The 18,370-nt window shown below is 50.5% G+C and carries 16 protein-coding genes and 1 other RNA gene; all 17 read left to right on the top strand.

Annotation, left to right across the window (positions count from 1 at the left end; genetic code table 11):
- Positions 1-45 precede the first annotated feature (45 nt).
- The 17 genes from gap to KNP06_RS00345 all read left to right on the top strand — a co-directional run bounded on the left by gap (position 46) and on the right by KNP06_RS00345 (position 18,021).
- Positions 46-1,053 carry a type I glyceraldehyde-3-phosphate dehydrogenase gene (gene gap, locus KNP06_RS00425; RefSeq protein ID WP_214711521.1) on the top strand — a complete coding sequence of 336 codons (1,008 nt, stop codon included), beginning with the start codon at positions 46-48 and terminating at the stop codon, positions 1,051-1,053.
- A 98-nt stretch (positions 1,054-1,151) separates the two neighbouring features.
- Complete coding sequence (locus KNP06_RS00420) at positions 1,152-2,336, top strand: phosphoglycerate kinase (RefSeq protein ID WP_214787651.1); 1,185 nt, start codon at positions 1,152-1,154, stop codon at positions 2,334-2,336.
- 18 nt (positions 2,337-2,354) lie between these two features.
- A complete protein-coding gene (gene tpiA / locus KNP06_RS00415; RefSeq protein ID WP_034778525.1) occupies positions 2,355-3,107 on the top strand; it encodes a triose-phosphate isomerase in 753 nt (250 codons plus the stop codon).
- Positions 3,108-4,646, top strand: a complete 1,539-nt coding sequence (gene gpmI / locus KNP06_RS00410) for a 2,3-bisphosphoglycerate-independent phosphoglycerate mutase (protein WP_214787648.1) — start codon at positions 3,108-3,110, stop codon at positions 4,644-4,646.
- A 37-nt stretch (positions 4,647-4,683) separates the two neighbouring features.
- A complete protein-coding gene (eno, locus tag KNP06_RS00405; RefSeq protein ID WP_114166805.1) occupies positions 4,684-5,976 on the top strand; it encodes a phosphopyruvate hydratase in 1,293 nt (430 codons plus the stop codon).
- 269 nt (positions 5,977-6,245) lie between these two features.
- Positions 6,246-7,043: a phosphotransferase gene (locus KNP06_RS00400; RefSeq protein ID WP_214711515.1), complete on the top strand. Its 798-nt coding sequence runs from the start codon at positions 6,246-6,248 to the stop codon at positions 7,041-7,043.
- 256 nt (positions 7,044-7,299) lie between these two features.
- Positions 7,300-8,181 carry a UTP--glucose-1-phosphate uridylyltransferase GalU gene (galU, locus tag KNP06_RS00395; protein WP_214711513.1) on the top strand — a complete coding sequence of 294 codons (882 nt, stop codon included), beginning with the start codon at positions 7,300-7,302 and terminating at the stop codon, positions 8,179-8,181.
- 21 nt (positions 8,182-8,202) lie between these two features.
- The gene (locus KNP06_RS00390) at positions 8,203-9,411 is read left to right on the top strand and encodes a glycosyltransferase family 4 protein (RefSeq protein WP_251129713.1); all 1,209 of its coding nucleotides are present in this window, start codon (positions 8,203-8,205) and stop codon (positions 9,409-9,411) included.
- Positions 9,408-10,748, top strand: coding sequence for a glycosyltransferase (locus KNP06_RS00385; protein ID WP_214711508.1), 1,341 nt, complete (start codon positions 9,408-9,410; stop codon positions 10,746-10,748). The genes KNP06_RS00390 and KNP06_RS00385 overlap by 4 nt, the downstream gene beginning before the upstream one ends.
- 55 nt (positions 10,749-10,803) lie before the next feature.
- Positions 10,804-11,691, top strand: coding sequence for a YitT family protein (locus KNP06_RS00380; protein WP_251129706.1), 888 nt, complete (start codon positions 10,804-10,806; stop codon positions 11,689-11,691).
- A gap of 73 nt (positions 11,692-11,764) precedes the next feature.
- Positions 11,765-11,989, top strand: coding sequence for a preprotein translocase subunit SecG (secG, locus tag KNP06_RS00375; protein ID WP_012726902.1), 225 nt, complete (start codon positions 11,765-11,767; stop codon positions 11,987-11,989).
- A 102-nt stretch (positions 11,990-12,091) separates the two neighbouring features.
- Positions 12,092-12,832 (top strand): alpha/beta hydrolase, encoded by a 741-nt coding sequence (locus tag KNP06_RS00370; RefSeq protein ID WP_214711503.1) that lies wholly within the window; start codon positions 12,092-12,094, stop codon positions 12,830-12,832.
- Positions 12,833-12,847: 15 nt separating this feature from the next.
- Positions 12,848-15,250, top strand: coding sequence for a ribonuclease R (gene rnr, locus KNP06_RS00365; protein WP_214787645.1), 2,403 nt, complete (start codon positions 12,848-12,850; stop codon positions 15,248-15,250).
- A 49-nt stretch (positions 15,251-15,299) separates the two neighbouring features.
- Positions 15,300-15,770, top strand: a complete 471-nt coding sequence (gene smpB, locus KNP06_RS00360) for an SsrA-binding protein SmpB (protein ID WP_029595066.1) — start codon at positions 15,300-15,302, stop codon at positions 15,768-15,770.
- A gap of 49 nt (positions 15,771-15,819) precedes the next feature.
- Positions 15,820-16,175: a transfer-messenger RNA gene (gene ssrA / locus KNP06_RS00355) on the top strand.
- 92 nt (positions 16,176-16,267) lie between these two features.
- Entirely contained in the window at positions 16,268-17,365 is a 1,098-nt protein-coding gene (locus KNP06_RS00350; protein WP_214711498.1) for an AAA family ATPase, read from the top strand.
- Complete coding sequence (locus KNP06_RS00345; RefSeq protein WP_214711495.1) at positions 17,362-18,021, top strand: DUF4276 family protein; 660 nt, start codon at positions 17,362-17,364, stop codon at positions 18,019-18,021. The genes KNP06_RS00350 and KNP06_RS00345 overlap by 4 nt, the downstream gene beginning before the upstream one ends.
- Positions 18,022-18,370 lie beyond the last annotated feature (349 nt).

Below are 18,370 nucleotides of genomic sequence, written 5' to 3'. Positions count from 1 at the left end.
TTGGCTCTTCAATAAATAGCTTCTACCCTAAGGAGGAAATTAACTATGGCAGTAAAAGTTGGTATTAACGGATTTGGACGTATTGGTCGTTTGGCATTCCGCGAGATCATCAAAAACGAAGGAATCGAAGTTGTTGCAATCAACGACTTGACTGACACGAAGATGCTCGCTCACCTTCTCAAGTATGACACGACACAAGGTCGTTTCGACGGAGAAGTAGAAGTACACGACGGTCACTTCCTCGTAAACGGCGAGAAAGTCGTTACACTTGCTAACCGCAACCCAGAAGAACTTCCATGGGGCGAGCTCGGTGTTGACATCGTTCTCGAATGTACTGGTTTCTTCACAGCAAAAGAAAAAGCGGAGCTTCACTTGAAAGCTGGCGCGAAAAAAGTTGTGATCTCGGCTCCGGCTACAGGTGACATGAAGACTGTTGTTTACAACACAAACCACGACATCCTTGATGGTACTGAGACAGTAATCTCTGGTGCTTCTTGTACGACAAACTGCTTGGCGCCAATGGCGAAAGTTCTCCAAGACCAGTTCGGAATCGTTGAAGGTCTCATGACAACAATCCACGCTTACACAGGCGACCAAAACACGCTTGACGCTCCACACCCGAAAGGCGACTTCCGTCGTGCACGTGCGGCAGCAGCAAACATCGTACCGAACACAACTGGTGCGGCTAAAGCAATCGGCCTCGTTATCCCAGAACTTCAAGGTAAACTTGACGGTGCGGCACAACGTGTACCAGTTGCTACAGGTTCACTCACAGAGCTCGTAACAGTTCTTGAGAAAACTGTATCTGTTGACGAAATCAACGCAGCAATGAAAAAAGCAGCGAACGAGTCATTCGGTTACACTGAAGACGAAATCGTATCTTCTGACATCGTCGGAATCACTTACGGTTCACTCTTCGATGCGACACAAACTAAAGTAATGACAGTTGGCGACAAGCAACTCGTTAAGACAGTTTCTTGGTACGATAACGAAATGTCTTACACTGCACAATTGGTTCGCACACTCAAGCACTTCGCTGAAATCGCGAAGTAAGTTCGTGAACTAAATAGAATCAAATAGGAGCGGAAACAAGAGATTGTTCTCCGCTCTATTTATGAAATTGACACGCACGACATATGGAGGCGAAGGTTATGAACAAACAGTCTATTCGTGACATCGATGTAAAAGGGAAACGCGTCTTTTGCCGCGTTGACTTCAACGTTCCACTCAAAGATCGCGTCATTCAAGATGAAACGCGGATCCAAGCGGCTCTTCCGACGATCAAACACTTGATCGACGGCGGTGCGAAAGTCATTTTGGCGAGCCACCTCGGCCGTCCAAAAGGCGAGAAGAACCTCGAGTACTCACTCGCACCGGTCGCTAAACGTCTCGCTGAACTTCTCGGCAAAGATGTACCCCTCGTTGAAGAGGCGTACGGTCCAGTCGCAGAAGAAGCCGTTTCAAAACTTGGTGAAGGTGACGTCGTCGTTCTCGAGAACGTCCGTTTCTACCCTGGTGAAACGAAAAACGATCCAGAACTCGCGAAAGGTTTCGCGGCACTCGCTGATATCTTCGTCAACGATGCGTTCGGTGCGGCTCACCGTGCCCACGCTTCAACAGAAGGTATCGCGCAAAACGTGGACCACGCGGTGGCTGGTCTCTTGATGGAGAAAGAACTTGAAGTCCTCGGGAAGGCACTCTCGAACCCGGACCGTCCGTTCACGGCGATTATCGGCGGATCGAAAGTTGCTGACAAGATTGGGGTCATCGACCACCTTCTTGACATCGTTGACACACTCATCATCGGTGGCGGTCTCTCGTACACGTTCTCGAAAGCACTCGGGCACGAAGTCGGAACGTCACTCCTTGAAGAAGACAAGCTCGACCTCGCTCGTCAGTTCATGAAAAAAGCAGAAGACAAAGGCGTGAAGTTCTTGATGCCGGTCGACTGTGTCATTGCGAAAGAATTCGGCGAAGAGACATACGTCGGACCAGTCGATATCGACGCGATCCCTGCGGATCACATGGGTCTTGATATCGGACCGAAGACAGTCGAAATTTACGCGGAAGCGATTCGCGAATCGAAACTTGTCGTTTGGAACGGACCGATGGGCGTATTCGAACTCGATAAGTACGCTAACGGAACGAAAGGTGTCGCTCAAGCACTCGCAGACAGCGACGCATACTCAATCATCGGTGGTGGTGACTCAGCCGCGGCAGCAGCCAAGTTCGGCCTTGCTGACCAAATGAGCCACATCTCGACTGGTGGCGGCGCTTCACTCGAATTCATGGAAGGCAAGAAACTTCCAGGCGTCGAAGCGTTGAACGACAAGTAAAACAGAGGAGGGTTATCGATGCGTAAACCGATTATTGCAGGTAACTGGAAAATGAACAAAACACTCTCGGAAGCCGTCGCTTTCGTAGAGGAAGTTAAAAATAACATCCCGTCAACGGACAAAGTTGACGCGGCGATTGGTGCACCAGCACTTTTCCTCGCACCGATGGTAGAAGCAGCGAAGGGGTCAAACCTTAAGCTCGGTGCTCAAAACATGTACGATAAAGACAGTGGGGCATACACAGGCGAAATCAGCCCGGCCATGGTCGCTGACCTCGGCGTGACGTACGTCATCCTTGGACACTCAGAGCGTCGCGAATACTTCGGCGAATCTGATGCGTTCATCAACAGCAAAACGAAAAAAGCGTTCGAACACGGTCTTACGCCAATCGTTTGTGTCGGTGAAACATTAGAAGAGCGCGAAGGCGACAAGTTCGAAGAAGTCATCAAGACGCAAGTCGAAGGTGGCCTCGCGGACCTCTCAGCTGACCAAGTCAAACAACTCGTCATCGCGTACGAGCCAGTTTGGGCGATCGGCACTGGTAAATCAGCGGACGAAGCAGATGCGCAAAGCTCATGCAAATATGTTCGTGACGTGGTAAAAGGTCTTTACGGTGAAGACGTGGCGGCTGCGGTTCGCATCCAATACGGCGGTTCTGTAAAACCTGAGAACATCAAGGAGTATATGGCGCAAGAAGACATCGACGGCGCGCTCGTCGGCGGTGCTTCACTTGAAGCTGCTTCGTTCCTCAAGTTGTTGGAGGCGATTTAAATGGCAAGACCAGTCGCCCTCATCATCTTGGATGGTTTTGGAATGCGGAACGAGACGTTCGGTAATGCGGTCGCTGCGGCGAACAAACCGAACTTCGACCGCTTCTGGGAGCAGTATCCACATACGCTCTTGAACGCGAAAGGCGAGTACGTCGGTCTTCCGGAAGGTCAGATGGGGAACTCGGAAGTCGGTCACTTGAACATCGGTGCCGGCCGGGTCGTCTATCAGTCACTTTCACGCGTCAACAATTCCATCAAAGACCGTTCACTCTTCGACCGCCAAGCGATGAATCACTTGGCCGGACATGTGAAAAAGTATGATTCGAGCCTCCACATCATGGGCCTCGTCTCAGACGGTGGGATTCACTCTCACATCAACCACATGTACGCTATCGTCGAGTTCGCAAAACTTCATGGCATCGAAAAAGTATACATTCACGCTTTCACGGACGGCCGTGACTGTGATCCTAAATCAGGCGCTGGCTTCCTCGAACAGACGGAAGCGAAGCTCGCTGAACTCGGACTCGGTCAAGTCGCTAGCGTGTCTGGACGCTACTATGCCATGGACCGCGATAACCGTTGGGAACGCGTCGAGAAAGTATACGACGTGCTCGTCAACGCGAAAGGTGAAGTCGGCACGAATGCAGTCGACGTTCTTAAACAGTCGTATGCAGACGGCTTGACGGATGAATTCGTTCTTCCGACGGTCATCGAGAAAGACGGTCAACCGATTGCGACGATTAAAGACAACGACGCAATCATGTTCTTCAACTTCCGTCCGGACCGGGCGATTGAACTTGCGAAAGTGTTCAAAGAGAAAACCGGCTTCAAAGGCTTCGAACTTTCGAACACACATCCAGAGAACATCTTGCTTGTCTCGATGACGAAATTCTCGGATGAGATCGACACGGACATCGTCTTCCCACCAGAAGATTTGAAAAACACGCTCGGTGAGACTCTCGCCGCGCAAGGGTACAAACAGCTCCGCGCTGCGGAAACTGAGAAATACCCGCACGTCACGTTCTTCTTGAACGGACAACAAGAAACACCGTTCGAAGGTGAAGATCGTTTCCTCGTACCGTCACCGAAAGTGGCGACGTACGACTTGAAACCGGAAATGAGCGCATATGAGCTCACGGAAGGACTTCTTCAACGCATCGAATCGGACACGTATGACGCGTACATCATCAACTACGCGAACCCGGACATGGTCGGCCATTCCGGTATGCTCGAACCGACGAAAAAAGCGGTCGAAGTCGTCGACGAATGCCTCGGTAAAGTAGTGGACGCACTCATTGCCAAAGGTGGCGCGGCGATTATCACGGCGGACCACGGGAACGCTGACCTTGTCACGAACCCGGACGGTTCACCGATGACAGCTCACACGACGGAGCCTGTACCATGTATCGTCACGAAAGAAGGGGTAGAACTGAAGCCCGTTCTCGAAGGTGCCTTGTGCGACCTCGCCCCGACACTCCTTCACCTTCTCGGTGGAGAGCAACCGGCCGAAATGACCGGTACATCGATCGTCACGAAGTAACTCAAAAAATTTGCTAAAAAAAAAGGAGCGAATCAATATGTCAATGATTACAGAAATTTACGCACGCGAGATTTTGGATTCACGCGGTAACCCATCAGTAGAAGTAGAAGTTTTCACAGAAGACGGCGGTTTCGGCCGTGCCCTCGTCCCATCAGGCGCATCGACTGGTGAGCACGAAGCAGTCGAACTTCGCGATGGCGACAAGTCACGTTACCTTGGTAAAGGCGTACTCAAAGCCGTTGCCAACGTAAACGACACAATCGCACCTGAACTCATCGGCTACGATGTTTTCGACCAAAATGCAATCGACGCTAAAATGATCGAACTTGATGGCACACCAAACAAAGCGAAGCTCGGCGCAAACGCAATCCTTGGTGTCTCAATGGCAGCAGCTCACGCAGCAGCTGATGAGCTCGGTCTTCCACTTTACACGTATCTCGGTGGATTCAACGCGAAGACACTTCCAACACCAATGATGAACATCATCAACGGTGGCTCGCACGCGGACAACAACGTTGACTTCCAAGAGTTCATGATCATGCCTGTTGGTGCGCCAACGTTCCGTGAAGCGCTCCGTATGGGTGCTGAAGTATTCCACGCCCTCAAATCAGTTCTTTCTGGTATGGGTCTTAACACAGCAGTCGGTGACGAAGGTGGTTTCGCACCAAACCTTAAGTCAAACGAAGAAGCGATCACTGTTATCCTTGAAGCAATCGAAAAAGCTGGTTATAAACCAGGTGAAGACGTCTACCTCGCAATGGACGTTGCATCTTCTGAGTTCTATGACAAGTCGACTGGCAAGTACGAACTCGCTGGCGAAGGCAAATCACTTACAACTGCAGAACTCGTAGACTTCTACGCAGAACTCGTTGACAAGTACCCAATCCTCTCAATCGAAGATGGTTGCGATGAAAACGACTGGGATGGCCACAAATTGCTTACTGAGAAAATCGGTAACAAAGTTCAACTCGTTGGGGATGACCTCTTCGTAACGAACACAGCGAAATTGGCTGAAGGAATCGAAAAAGGTATCGCGAACTCGATCCTCATCAAAGTTAACCAAATCGGTACGCTCACAGAAACATTTGACGCGATCGAAATGGCTAAAAAAGCTGGTTACACAGCAGTTGTCTCACACCGTTCTGGTGAAACAGAAGACGCAACAATCGCGGACATCGCGGTTGCAACAAACGCTGGTCAAATCAAAACTGGTTCACTCTCGCGTACAGACCGTATCGCGAAGTACAACCAACTTCTCCGCATCGAAGACATGCTCGGCGATGTAGCGAAATACGACGGGATCAAGTCGTTCTACAACCTCAAAAAATAATTGATGTTTTTCAGGCTCGCCTCGTGCGGGCCTGTTTTTTTGTGGTTAAACCCGTCTTTACGGCACCGATGCTTTCTGCAGGCAATCCACGGAGCCTCCTCGCGCTTACGCGCTTGCGGGGTCTCCGCGCGATTGCTTTCCTGCAAGAGTCACGGTGCCGCTTCGACGGGATTGTACCTCCGTATCAAACATTGTGTCATGAATCCATCATTGATTCTTCGTCCTGCTGTATACTGAATTTGTTATCGATGAAGAGTAGGGGGAGTTACATGGACCAATCGAATGAACAAGAAAAAAGGTTGAGTGGCGGGAACGTGTCGACCGTCTATAAAAAGGGGAATCACGTCTATCGCACGCAGAAAGATGGCAGTGCGCATATTCAGCGGTTGTTAACGCATTTGGAGGCGAAAGGGATATCGGGCGTGCCGCGATTTGTCGGGGTGGATGATCAGGGCCGAGAAGTGTTGACGTACCTCGAAGGGGAGACGGCCGATTATCCGTTGAAAGCCTACATGTGGTCAGATGAGGCGATTCAAGACGCCGCTCGATTGATGCGCCAGCTGCATGACGCGACCGCCGGTGTCGAGTGGCCGTCTGATTGGCAACCGTTCGACCATACGCCAGCACCGTTTGAAGTGATTTGCCACAACGATTTCGCCGTCTACAATACGATTTTCCATGACGGGAAAGTGGCAGGGGTCATCGACTTTGATTTGGCGGCGCCCGGACCACGAGCCTGGGATATCGTCTATGCCCTTTATACGTTCGTTCCGCTCAGCCGGCGTCATCAAGCCGAGTCGGGTGAAGTCATTTACTATGAGGCGGAACGTGATGATGGGACGTACAAACGACAAGTCGCCCTCTTCTTGGATGCGTATGGCTGGGAAGGTTCGACAACGGAGTTGCTGACGATGTTACTGTTACGAATCGATGCGCTCTGTCGATTGATGAAACGGAAAGCGGCGGAAGGGGATGCAGCCTTCCAACACATGATCGATGAAGGGCATTATGACCATTATCAAGAAGAGTACCGGTTCATCGAGGTGCACGGACGGAAGTGGTTCTGAAATAGAATGTCAGAGGGGTGCTTGTCGACCAGTCATTCCGGGAATAGACTAGTGTAGGTGAAAGGAGGCGTTCATCATGATGGTCAGCGGTTTTCTCCTTCTTCTCATTGTGCTCGGTGTCGGTGGTTGGTTCCTGTACAAGTATATGGACGACCGGAGATGGTCGTGACGTGCGTCATGGCCGTTTTTTTGTGTGCGTGAATACTCGGAAATTGGGTATAATTATCAGATACAGCATAAAAAAGGAGAGACGTCCATGACACGCGTACGGAAAGCCATCATCCCGGCCGCCGGGCTCGGTACCCGCTTCTTGCCGGCGACGAAGGCGATGCCAAAAGAGATGCTCCCGATCGTCAACAAACCGACGATCCAATTCATCGTGGAAGAAGCCGTCGCTTCCGGCATCGAGGACATCATCATCGTGACCGGGAAGAACAAGCGCGCCATCGAGGACCATTTCGACCGGGCCATCGAGCTCGAACAGAACCTCGAGTCAAAAGGCAAGACCGAGCTCCTCGAGTCGGTGCGCCACTCGTCGAACCTCGCCAACATCCACTACATACGGCAACAGGAACCGAAAGGGCTCGGCCACGCGATTTGGTGTGCCCGGAAGTTCATCGGCGACGAACCGTTCGCCGTCCTGCTCGGGGACGATATCATCGAGGCGGACGTGCCGGCGACGAAGCAATTGATCGACCAGTACGAGCAGTATGAGCGCTCGATCATCGGGGTGCAACGCGTCCCGTATGAAATGACGAATCGATATGGTATAATTGACCCGCTTGCCGTCGAAGGAAAGCTCATCCCGGTCCGGACGTTCGTTGAGAAACCGGCCGTCGGTGAAGCCCCATCGAACCTCGCCATCCTCGGCCGTTACATTTTGACGCCGGACGTCTTTGAGGCGTTGTCGGCGCAAAAAGTCGGGACGGGAGGCGAGATCCAATTGACGGACGCCATCGCCCGCTTGAACGAGGTGGAGACCGTCTTCGCCTATGAATTTGACGGGCGTCGCTATGACGTCGGGGAACCGATCGGCTTCATCGAAGCGACGATTGCCCACGCGCTCTGCGACCCAGATTTAAAAGCCAACGTCCACACGCTCTTGAAGCGCTTCGTGGACGAACTCGAACAACAGTAAGGTGTGTTATTTTTGAAAACAATGTTAATGGTCTGTCAAAACTATTATCCGGAGATCGGCAGTGCCGGCAACCGGATGCAAAATATCACGCATCTCATGAAGGAACGCGGATACGAAGTGGAGGTCATCACGGCCGCCCCATCGTATCCGAACTTCAACTTGTATAAAGACGATCGCTTCTGGAACGACAAGGCGCTCAACAACCAGCCGTTCATCAAGCGACTCATCACGAAGAAGCGCAAACACACGTCGAACATGGTGAGCCGGCTCGCTTTGTTTTTGGAACAGATGATCAAAGGCGTCGCCGCCGTCCAAAAGCTCGACTCGAAACCGGATGTCGTCTTTGCGACGACCCCGTCTTTTTTTATGGCGTTCGTCGGTGTGTATGCGAAACGGAAGTATGGCGTCCCGTTCATCTTGGACGTGCGTGACCTTTGGCCGGAGTCGGTGAAAGGCGTCGGCGTGTTTAAACACGACTGGATGCTCGCCCCGGCGTTCTGGTTCGAGAAGCGGCTCTACAAATCGGCCGATGAAATCATCATCAACTCGGAAGGGTTCCGCAGCTATCTTCGCCAGCGCGGCGTCGAGAACGAGATGATCCACTACATGCCGAACTCGATTCGTGAGAGCGAGCGCAACCTCAAGCGGACCGTCCCCGAGGACGACCGGATGGAAATCCTGTACGCCGGGAACATGGGCCTCGCCCAAGACGTGTCGCTCTTGCTTGAACTTGCGGAGCGGTTCCGTGACGAGCCTCGCGTTCACTTCAAATTGATCGGCTACGGGTACCGAAAAAACGAGTTGAAAGAGACGATCAAGGTCCGTGGCTTCAAGAACTTCCTCTTCCTCGAGGCGATGCCTCGGACGGAGGCGTTCCAAGCCATCAAGAACGCGGACGTCGCGTTCGTCAGCCTGATCGAGCAAGAAGTGTTCGATACGGTCATCCCGGGCAAGCTGATCGACTACATGGCGGTCGGTAAACCGATCGTCGCGGCGGTGTCAGGCCATGCGGCTAATGTCATCGAAGCGGCCGAGGTCGGTTACGTGTCACGGAAGCGTGACATCAATGAGATCGAACACATGCTCCGTAAACTGCTCGAACGTCCCGAGTTGCGTGAGAAATACGGCGTGAACGGGATCCGTTATGTGAAAGAGAACCTGTGCTGGGAAAACAATATACACGTCCTCGAAGACGTGATCGAAAAAGTAACGATGGAGGAAACACGATGAAATCAGTATGTATGTTTGTATGGAATCACTTTACGAATGACGCGCGTGTCTTGCGCGAATGCTCGGCACTCGCTGAGGCGGGCTATGAAGTCGATTTAATTGCGCTCCAAGACCCGAAAAACCCGTCGCTCCCGAAAGAAGAGATGCGTCCGGAAGGGTTCCGCGTCATCCGTGTCAAACGTCAACCGCCGATCTTGGTGAATGGTATGAAAATGGCGAGCCAAGTGAAAAAGTGGATTTTCGCGAAAAAAACACGCAAAATCGGCGCGGGACTCGTCGGTGCAGGACTTGTCATCCTCGCACCGCTCACGATGATTGGACTCGGCGCGGCAGCAGGCGCGATCCTTCTCCCGCCGGTACGGAAGCAAATCGTCAATGCGAGCGCGATGCTCGAGATGGTGTTCACTTCGACGAAAAAGTCGTACGATTTCTATCACGCCAACGACTTGAACACGCTCCCGCAGGCGCTCATCGCCGGGAAAATCGTCAACAAAGGCAAAATCGTCTACGACTCACATGAAGTCCAGACGGACCGGACCGGTTACGGCTATATCCAAAGTAACCTTGAAGGCTGGCTCTTGCCGTATGTCGATTCGATGATGGTCGAGAACCACACGCGCGCGGCGCACAACGAAGAGCTCTACGGCTTCTATCCGTACGTGCTCCACAACTATCCGTTCTATCGTCCGCTCGACTTCTCGCTCCGTAAAGACTTGCATGCGCTCCTCGACTTGCCGAAAGATGAGAAGATCCTCTTGTACCAAGGCGGCATTCAAGCCGGCCGCGGACTCGAGCAGCTCATCCTCGCGGTCAAGGACTTCAAAGAAGGCACGCTCGTCATGATCGGGGACGGAAAACTCAAACCGGTCATCAAACGGATGATTGAGGACGAAGGCGTCAGCGACCGCGTCAAGATGATTGACAAAGTACCGGTTGAGGCGTTACCGTACTATACGATGAACGCGTATCTCGGTTTCCAAGTGTTGAACAACGTCTGCTTCAACCACTACTCGGCGTCATCGAACAAGCTGTTCGAATATTTGATGGCCGAAGTACCGGTCGTGTCATGTGACTTCCCGGAAATCGAACGGGTCGTCGCCGGCAACGATGTCGGTGTCGTCGTCGATTCGCACGACCCACAATCAATCGCCGAAGGCGTCAACCGCCTGCTCGACGACCAAGCACTCTACGCCCGTGTCAAAGAAAACACGAAGACGGCGCGTGAGCAATATAACTGGGATTTGGAAAAAGAGGCACTCTTGAACGTCTACACGAACGTCGTGGACCGCAAGTTGCCGATTATGAAAGACGGTGCGCCAAAGCCAGTTCAACAGTAAGACTTAGACTGCGGCTTTGTGCCGCGGTCTTTTTTATATGGAAGGGGGAAAATTGATGAAACGTCAGCAACAACATCTACTGCGTCAACAAGTCTGGAAGAAGCTCCAATCGATCTCCTTGAAGGATATCGCCTGGATCGTCGCCGGCTCATTCATTCTCGCGTTCGGGGTGAACTACTTCACCGTCCCGAACGATTTTTCGGAAGGCGGCCTGCTCGGGGTCACCATCATTCTGTACTACTTGTTCGGCTGGGACCTCGGGGTCACGTCGATTATCGGGAACGGGATTTTATTCATCGTCGGTTATAAGCTGCTCGACCGCCGGACGATGGTCTATTCGGTCGTCGCTGTCATCGCGACGTCGTTCTTCCTCAGCTTGACCCATGACTGGGGCAGCCCGGCCGAGGACAAACTGCTCGCGGCCGTGTACGCTGGGATTATGATCGGGGTCGGCATCGGTATGGTGCTCCGTGTCGGCGGGACGACCGGAGGCGGGGTCATCATCGCCCGTCTCATGGAACGCTATTTGCATATGAGCGTCGCCGTGTCGATGTTCATCATCGATGCGATCGTCGTCGGGGCGTCAGGCTTCATCCTCGGGGAGCAAGTCGTGCTCTATACGTTGATCGCCATCATCATCGGCTCGTGGGTCATCGACCTCGTCGCTGAAGGGCTCAACATCCGCAAGGCCGTCACCATCATCAGTGACAAGCAAGAAGAGCTCGCCGTCGTGTTGACGGAGACGCTCGGTCGCTCGGCGACGATTATCCACGGTCACGGCTACTATACGAAGCAAGATAAGAACATGCTGTATATGATCGTCGACAAGCGTCAAATCGGTCCGCTCAAGCGAATCGTCGAAGTGACCGACCCGCGTGCCTTCGTCGTCATCCACCAAGTGAAAGAGGTTATCGGGGAAGGGTTCAGCTACCCATCCCGATAATTTGAACGCTGGTGTTTTGACGCCAACTTCTATATAATAAGAAGCGTGTAAAAAGAAGGAGGAACTGACTACTATGCAAACGATCGCTACAATCAGCCTACTCGTCGTGGCTGTTTTATTGATTGTCGTCGTACTGCTCATGTCAGGTCGGTCGCAAGGTCTTGGGGCGATTGCAGGTGGCGCGGAGCAGTTGTTCGGCCGCCAGAAAGCGCGCGGCTTCGACGCTGTTTTGAACCGAACTGCAGCTGTACTAGGCACATTGTTTTTCATTTTAGGATTACTAGTCGCATCATTATGATGAAAGGCTGATCGTTCTCGATTTTTACGTGAGGCGGTCGGCTTTTGTTTTTTTCAATTATTTTTTGGGAATAATGGATTGTATGAGGAGATGACGTTCGCAATGAAGATTACAGCACCGAAACCGTTCTTCTTTGAAGGCGGACCACGTGCCGTGTTGATGTTACATGGCTTTACCGGATCGAGCGCGGATGTCCGCATGCTCGGTCGTTTCCTGCAAAAAGAAGGCTATACGTGTATGGGTCCCCAGTACCGGGGTCATGCCGTCCCGCCGGAAGAATTGCTTCAGTACGGATCGGCGGACTGGTGGGAAGACGTCATGAACGCCTACCAGTCGTTGAAAGAGAAAGGCTATGAGGAGATTGCCGTCTGTGGCCTCTCGCTCGGCGGCGTCATGTCGCTACGCCTCGCTTCACAGGAGAACGTCAAAGGCGTCATCCCGATGTGCGCCCCGACCGGAATCGATGCCGAGGATCGGTTATACAAAGGAGTCAAAGCCTATGCTCGAGAATATAAATCTCGAGAAGAAAAATCGCCTGAACAGATCGAACAGGAGATGGCGGACTTCAAACCGATGCCGACGCTCAAGGACCTCCGTGCCTTCGTCCGTGACACGACGACAAAACTCGAAGATATTTTCGTCCCGGCGCTCGTCGTCCAAGGGGCGAAAGATCAAATGGTCGATCCTGAATCTGCACACGAAATTTACGAGGCGATCAACGCGTTCCAAAAAGAACTGCTCATGTATGAGGAGTCGGGACACGTGATCACACTCGATAAAGAAAAAGAGAAACTGCACCAGGACGTGCTCGATTTTCTCGAAACGTTAGACTGGTCAGTCTAAAAAGGAGGTGTCACGTTGAATTTACGTGACCAACTACTAGAAATCATCCAAGCCAGTGATAAAGCACTGACTGTGGATCAATTGACCGAGCGTCTAGCGCTCGAGTCGACGGATGCCTTTAAAGAGCTCATCCGCACCTTGAACACCCTCGAAGAAGAGGGCTTAATCGGCCGCACACGGACGAACCGTTACGGGACGCTCGCCGTGCTCGGCCAAGCAGCGGGAATCATCTCGATTCACCAACGCGGCTTCGGCTTCTTATCGGTCGAAGGCGAGACGGAGGACGTGTTCCTTCCGCCCGACCAATTGAAAGACGTCTACCACGGCGACACGATCCTCGTCAAAAAACGCGAGGACAACCGCGGCAAGACCGAGGGCGTGCTCCTCAAAGTCTTGAAGCGTGGCTTGTCGGAGTTCGTCGGGACGTATACGCTCCCGAGCGGACGCCTCGACCAGTTCGCCTTCATCGAGCCGGACGACAAGCGCATCAACTTCTGGCCGGTCGTCAACCCGGACAAATCGCTCGGTGCCGTCGATGGCCATAAAGTCGTCGTCCGCATCACGAAATATCCGGACGGACGTTTCGCCGGAGCGTGTGACGTCGTCCGCATCATCGGACACAAGAACGACCCAGGCGTCGACATCTTGTCGATCGTCTATAAGCACGGCATCCCGACGGAGTTCCCGGAAGATGTCATCGACCAGGCGAACGCCGTACCGGACGAGGCCGACGAGAAAGACTTCATGGGCCGCGTCGATCTTCGTAACGAGACGATCTTCACGATTGACGGCGAAGACGCGAAAGACTTGGACGATGCTGTCCACGTTAAGAAACTCGATAACGGTAACTATGAGCTCGGCGTCCATATCGCCGACGTGTCACACTACGTGACGGAAGGGTCACCGCTCGACGTCGAGGCGTTCGAACGGGGGACGAGTGTGTATCTCGTCGACCGCGTCATCCCGATGTTGCCGCACCGTCTCTCGAACGGGATTTGTTCACTCAACCCGCACGTCACCCGGTTGACGCTCAGCTGCGTCATGGAGATCTCCCCGCAAAACGGGAAGGTCGTCCACCATGAGCTGTTCCCGAGTGTCATCAAGACGACGGAGCGGATGACGTATACGAACGTCCGCGAGATCATCGAACGTGATGACGAAGCGACGCTCGAACGCTACGAGCCGTATATCCCGTTGTTCGACTTGATGGCTGAGCTCGCGGAAGTGCTGCGCAAGCGCCGTAACTCGCGCGGTGCCATCAACTTCGATTTCGCCGAGGCGAAAGTCGTCGTCGACGAGGAAGGCAAACCGGCCGACATCGTCTTGCGTCCGCGCTCGGTCGCCGAAAAATTGATCGAAGAGTTCATGCTCGCGGCCAACGAGACGGTCGCCGAACACTTCCACAAGATGGACGTGCCGTTCATCTATCGTGTGCACGATAACCCGAAATCGGACAAGCTCGATTTCTTCTTCGACTTCGTCGCGAACTTCGGCGTGCATATCGAGCGGTTCAAAGGCCAGAAGGTCGAACCGAAGACGCTTCAGAAGATTTTGAAGGCGATCTCGGGTGAACCGGAAGAGCCGGTCATCAGCACGATCATGCTCCGTTCGATGCAACAGGCGAAGTACGACGATGTCTCGCTCGGTCACTTCGGCCTGGCGACCGACTTCTATACGCACTTCACGTCACCGATTCGTCGATACCCGGACTTGATCGTCCACCGTCTCATGCGCACGTATGCTTTTAACGGCGACGTGTCAGAGAAGACGATCGCCAAGTACGAGGACCGTCTCGGTTCGATCGCCGAACAGGCGTCGAAACGCGAGCGTCGTTCGGTCGATGCCGAACGTGAGACGCAAGCCTTGAAGAAAGCCGAGTACATGGAATCACGTCTCGGTGAAGAGTTCGACGGCGTCGTCAGCGGTGTCACGAACTTCGGGATGTTCATCGAGCTTCCGAACACGATCGAAGGACTCGTTCGTCTCCAGTCGATGGATGACTACTACCACTTCGACGAGTCGCAGCTCATGTTGCTCGGCGAGCGGACGAAACGTCAGTTCCGCATCGGTGACGCGGTGCGCGTCAAGGTCGACGCCGTCAACTTGGACGAGCGCACGATCGACTTCACCGTCGTCGGCATGCCGAAACGGGAACAGTCGCGCCGTCGCCAACCGACGACGATCAAAGCGACGGAAGGCCGTCCAAAGAAAGACGACAAAAAAGGCCGCGGCCGTGACGACAAACGTCCGAAGCGCGGCAAGCCGGGTAAACCAGGGAAGCCAGGTCAAGCCGGCAAACCGTCCAAACCAGGCGAGAAGCCGAAGACGTCGCAAGGACGTTCGGCACTCGACTTGAAAAAGAAAGACGGTCAAAAACGAACAGGCGACGCCAAACGCGGAGCGAAGAAGCGTCGCTGACGGGAGGGGGCGACCCCTCCTCCATATTGAAGTAAAGGACTGAATGTCTATGGCCAAGAAGAAAGATTCGAACGCGCTCGCGCAAAACCGAAAAGCGTCCTTCGATTATGCGATCGAAGATACGATTGAAGCCGGCATGGTGTTGACGGGGACCGAGATTAAATCGGTGCGCCAGTCAAAGATCAACATTGCCGACGCCTACGTCCGCTTTGATGGTGGCGAGGCGACACTTCACAACTGTCATATCAGCCCGTTCGAGCAAGGGAACCGGTTCAACCATGAGCCGCTTCGTGTCCGAAAGCTATTGTTGCATAAGAAGCAAATCAATCAGCTCATCGGCGCACAAGGGCGTGACGGGTATACGATCATTCCGCTCAAAGTGTATCTCAAGAACGGCTTCGCCAAATGTCTTCTCGGCATCGGGCGCGGGAAGAAGAAGTATGACAAGCGCGACGACTTGAAGAAGAAAGACGCGAAGCGTGACGTCGACCGGGCACTCCGGGACCGGCAAAAATACTGACAGCGAGACCTGATTGTGGTATAGTTGTTGTAGTACCAATTACCACCTCGGGGACGTTATGGATTCGACGGGGGTAGGTCGGTCGTATGTGGCGTGTCGAGGGGTCGGCCTCGTTAAAACGCAAACGCCTATAACTGGCAAAACTAACACACAACTCGCAGCAGCCTAAGTGCCCTGCGGATCCTGACATCCATTGCTTGTGTGGATGACTTTCAGGGTCTCAAACTAAGCAAGCTACGCTTCAACCTCGCCGTCTGAGGGCGCGAAGAAGAGATGAATCAGACTGGATGCGACAACGCCTGTTTATCGGCAGTGTCACATTGAGATTCAATAGATAAACTACACACGTAGAAGCATGCGTTACGATGCCTTCGGACGCGGGTTCGACTCCCGCCGTCTCCATTTATTTCAGAAGTGAGTTCCTTTTTTACGGAATCTCACTTTTTCTTTTCTATATTCCGCTATTTATAATTTTATAAATTTGTGAGGTGCTGTATATGGCTCGCTTGGACAAAATTACACTTCAAGGCTATAAATCGATTAAAGAATTAGAATTAGAATTAAAATCGATTAATGTTTTAATTGGTCCTAATGGTGCAGGTAAATCTAATTTTATATCTTTTTTTAAACTTTTAAACGACGTGGTTAACGAAAGTTTGCAGAATTCAGTTGCAAAAGCAGGTGGAGCAGACTCCTTAATGTATTTTGGAGTTAAAAACACCGATCAAATTTCTTTTAAATTATCGTTTGGACAAAATTCATATTCGGTAAACCTTAAAGCTACAGATGATTCTAAATTATACTTTGATTCCGAATATACTAGTTTTCAAGGAGTAGGATACTCTGATCCCTTAATAAATACATTGGGGAATGGACATTTCGAAACTGAACTTGTGAAAGAGTCAAAACGAGCTCCTCATAAAACAGTTATAGCTGACTACATTATTCGAAGTCTAAAAAAATGGAAAGTTTATCATTTTCATGACACTAGTGATTCTTCAAAAATTAAACAGACTTGTCGTATCGACGATAATGAGTATTTTAAAGAAGACGGTTCAAATTTAGCTTCTTTTTTATATTACTTAAAGTTAAAGCACGAAAATAACTATACGGCAATAGTAAATACTGTTCAATTAGTAGCTCCATTCATTAAAGATTTTGATTTAAATCCTTCCAAACTCAACGAAGAAAAAATTAGATTGAAGTGGAGACATAAGCACTCAAACGATCAGTTTGATGTAAGCCAATTGTCAGATGGAACCTTACGATTTATTTGCATTTCTGTTTTAATGTTGCAACCGAATTTGCCTGATACGGTTATACTTGATGAACCTGAACTTGGGCTTCACCCATTTGCCATTAATTTATTAGCATCATTATTTAAATCTATGGAGGAAAAGACCCAGCTTATAATTTCTACCCAATCTTTAATGCTTATGGATAATTTTGAGCTTAGTGATATAGTGATAGTTGACTATATGGACAATTCATCAGTAATTGGAAGGTTAAATGAAGAAGATTTTGACGAATGGCTAGAAGAATATTCTTTAGGTGAATTATGGGAAAAGAATATTCTCGGAGGTAGACCCAAATGAAGAGAATAATGATATTAGTAGAAGGTCAATCGGAAGAAACCTTTGTAAATAAGGTACTATCCCCATATTTTTATCCGAAAAACATTTTTCTGGAAACTACTATTATTTGTACTAAAAAAGTTAAAGGTCAAAGGTCATTTAGAGGAGGATTAAATGATTACGACCAAGTGAAAAGAGATATAAACCTATTGAAAAAATCTTCACATTTTGATTACATAACGACTTTCTTTGATTACTATGGACTTCCTTCTAATTTTCCTGGACTAAGTAAAGTTGGAGAAATATATGATATTTTTGAAAAAGTCAAATATTTAGAAAAAGAATTTTATGACGATATATCTTCTGAAAAGTTTATTCCATTTATAATGTTACATGAATTCGAAACTATGATTTTCTGTGATCCATTATCTTTAAATGGTTTCTTTCCAGAGAGAAAACTAAGTAGACTCAATCAGATTACTGAAAATCACTTAAGTCCTGAGCACATTAATAATTCCCCCCAAACTGCACCGTCTAAAAGAATTTTAAATGAGTTACAGAGTTATCAAAAACCATTTCATGGTCCAATTGCAATAGAAATAATCGGATTAGAAAAAATAAAAGACATGTGTCAACATTTTGATGAATGGATAGCAATGTTAGAAACGTCATCATAAATGTTTTGAGATTCGGTCAATTACTCTTTATTGTTAACTTATTAAAAAGTAAATATAGTTAGTAACTACTCAATTTCAAGTGATTTTTAAGAAAAGATCGTTTAATGCGAATAAATCGTACTAGATGGTCTTTTTCTAATAAGTCTATTGAGATGATTATGTGTAACTCCCACTTTTTCTTTTCACAATGCAATTATTGAAGGTGCTTCAAGACTTCGTTACAATGAAGCATGACTAGTTCACGGGGTTTGCTTTTTTGCAGAATGATAGCTTCGCTATTTTAGGGACGACCCACTCTAACACAATCTTTCCATCGACCATTTTAGATTACGAGATGGCCATGATTTCC

It is taken from the genome of Exiguobacterium sp. s21, from assembly GCF_018617975.1.
GTDB classification, from domain to species: Bacteria; Bacillota; Bacilli; order Exiguobacteriales; family Exiguobacteriaceae; genus Exiguobacterium; species Exiguobacterium mexicanum_A.
This window is presented reverse-complemented; position numbering and strand designations above follow the sequence as displayed.

Coding starts and splice junctions, on each gene's coding strand:
- gap (WP_214711521.1), top strand. CDS start 46: ATGGCAGTAAAAGTTGGTATTAACGGATTTGGACGTATTGGTCGTTTG.
- KNP06_RS00420 (WP_214787651.1), top strand. CDS start 1,152: ATGAACAAACAGTCTATTCGTGACATCGATGTAAAAGGGAAACGCGTC.
- tpiA (WP_034778525.1), top strand. CDS start 2,355: ATGCGTAAACCGATTATTGCAGGTAACTGGAAAATGAACAAAACACTC.
- gpmI (WP_214787648.1), top strand. CDS start 3,108: ATGGCAAGACCAGTCGCCCTCATCATCTTGGATGGTTTTGGAATGCGG.
- eno (WP_114166805.1), top strand. CDS start 4,684: ATGTCAATGATTACAGAAATTTACGCACGCGAGATTTTGGATTCACGC.
- KNP06_RS00400 (WP_214711515.1), top strand. CDS start 6,246: ATGGACCAATCGAATGAACAAGAAAAAAGGTTGAGTGGCGGGAACGTG.
- galU (WP_214711513.1), top strand. CDS start 7,300: ATGACACGCGTACGGAAAGCCATCATCCCGGCCGCCGGGCTCGGTACC.
- KNP06_RS00390 (WP_251129713.1), top strand. CDS start 8,203: ATGTTAATGGTCTGTCAAAACTATTATCCGGAGATCGGCAGTGCCGGC.
- KNP06_RS00385 (WP_214711508.1), top strand. CDS start 9,408: ATGAAATCAGTATGTATGTTTGTATGGAATCACTTTACGAATGACGCG.
- KNP06_RS00380 (WP_251129706.1), top strand. CDS start 10,804: ATGAAACGTCAGCAACAACATCTACTGCGTCAACAAGTCTGGAAGAAG.
- secG (WP_012726902.1), top strand. CDS start 11,765: ATGCAAACGATCGCTACAATCAGCCTACTCGTCGTGGCTGTTTTATTG.
- KNP06_RS00370 (WP_214711503.1), top strand. CDS start 12,092: ATGAAGATTACAGCACCGAAACCGTTCTTCTTTGAAGGCGGACCACGT.
- smpB (WP_029595066.1), top strand. CDS start 15,300: ATGGCCAAGAAGAAAGATTCGAACGCGCTCGCGCAAAACCGAAAAGCG.
- KNP06_RS00350 (WP_214711498.1), top strand. CDS start 16,268: ATGGCTCGCTTGGACAAAATTACACTTCAAGGCTATAAATCGATTAAA.
- KNP06_RS00345 (WP_214711495.1), top strand. CDS start 17,362: ATGAAGAGAATAATGATATTAGTAGAAGGTCAATCGGAAGAAACCTTT.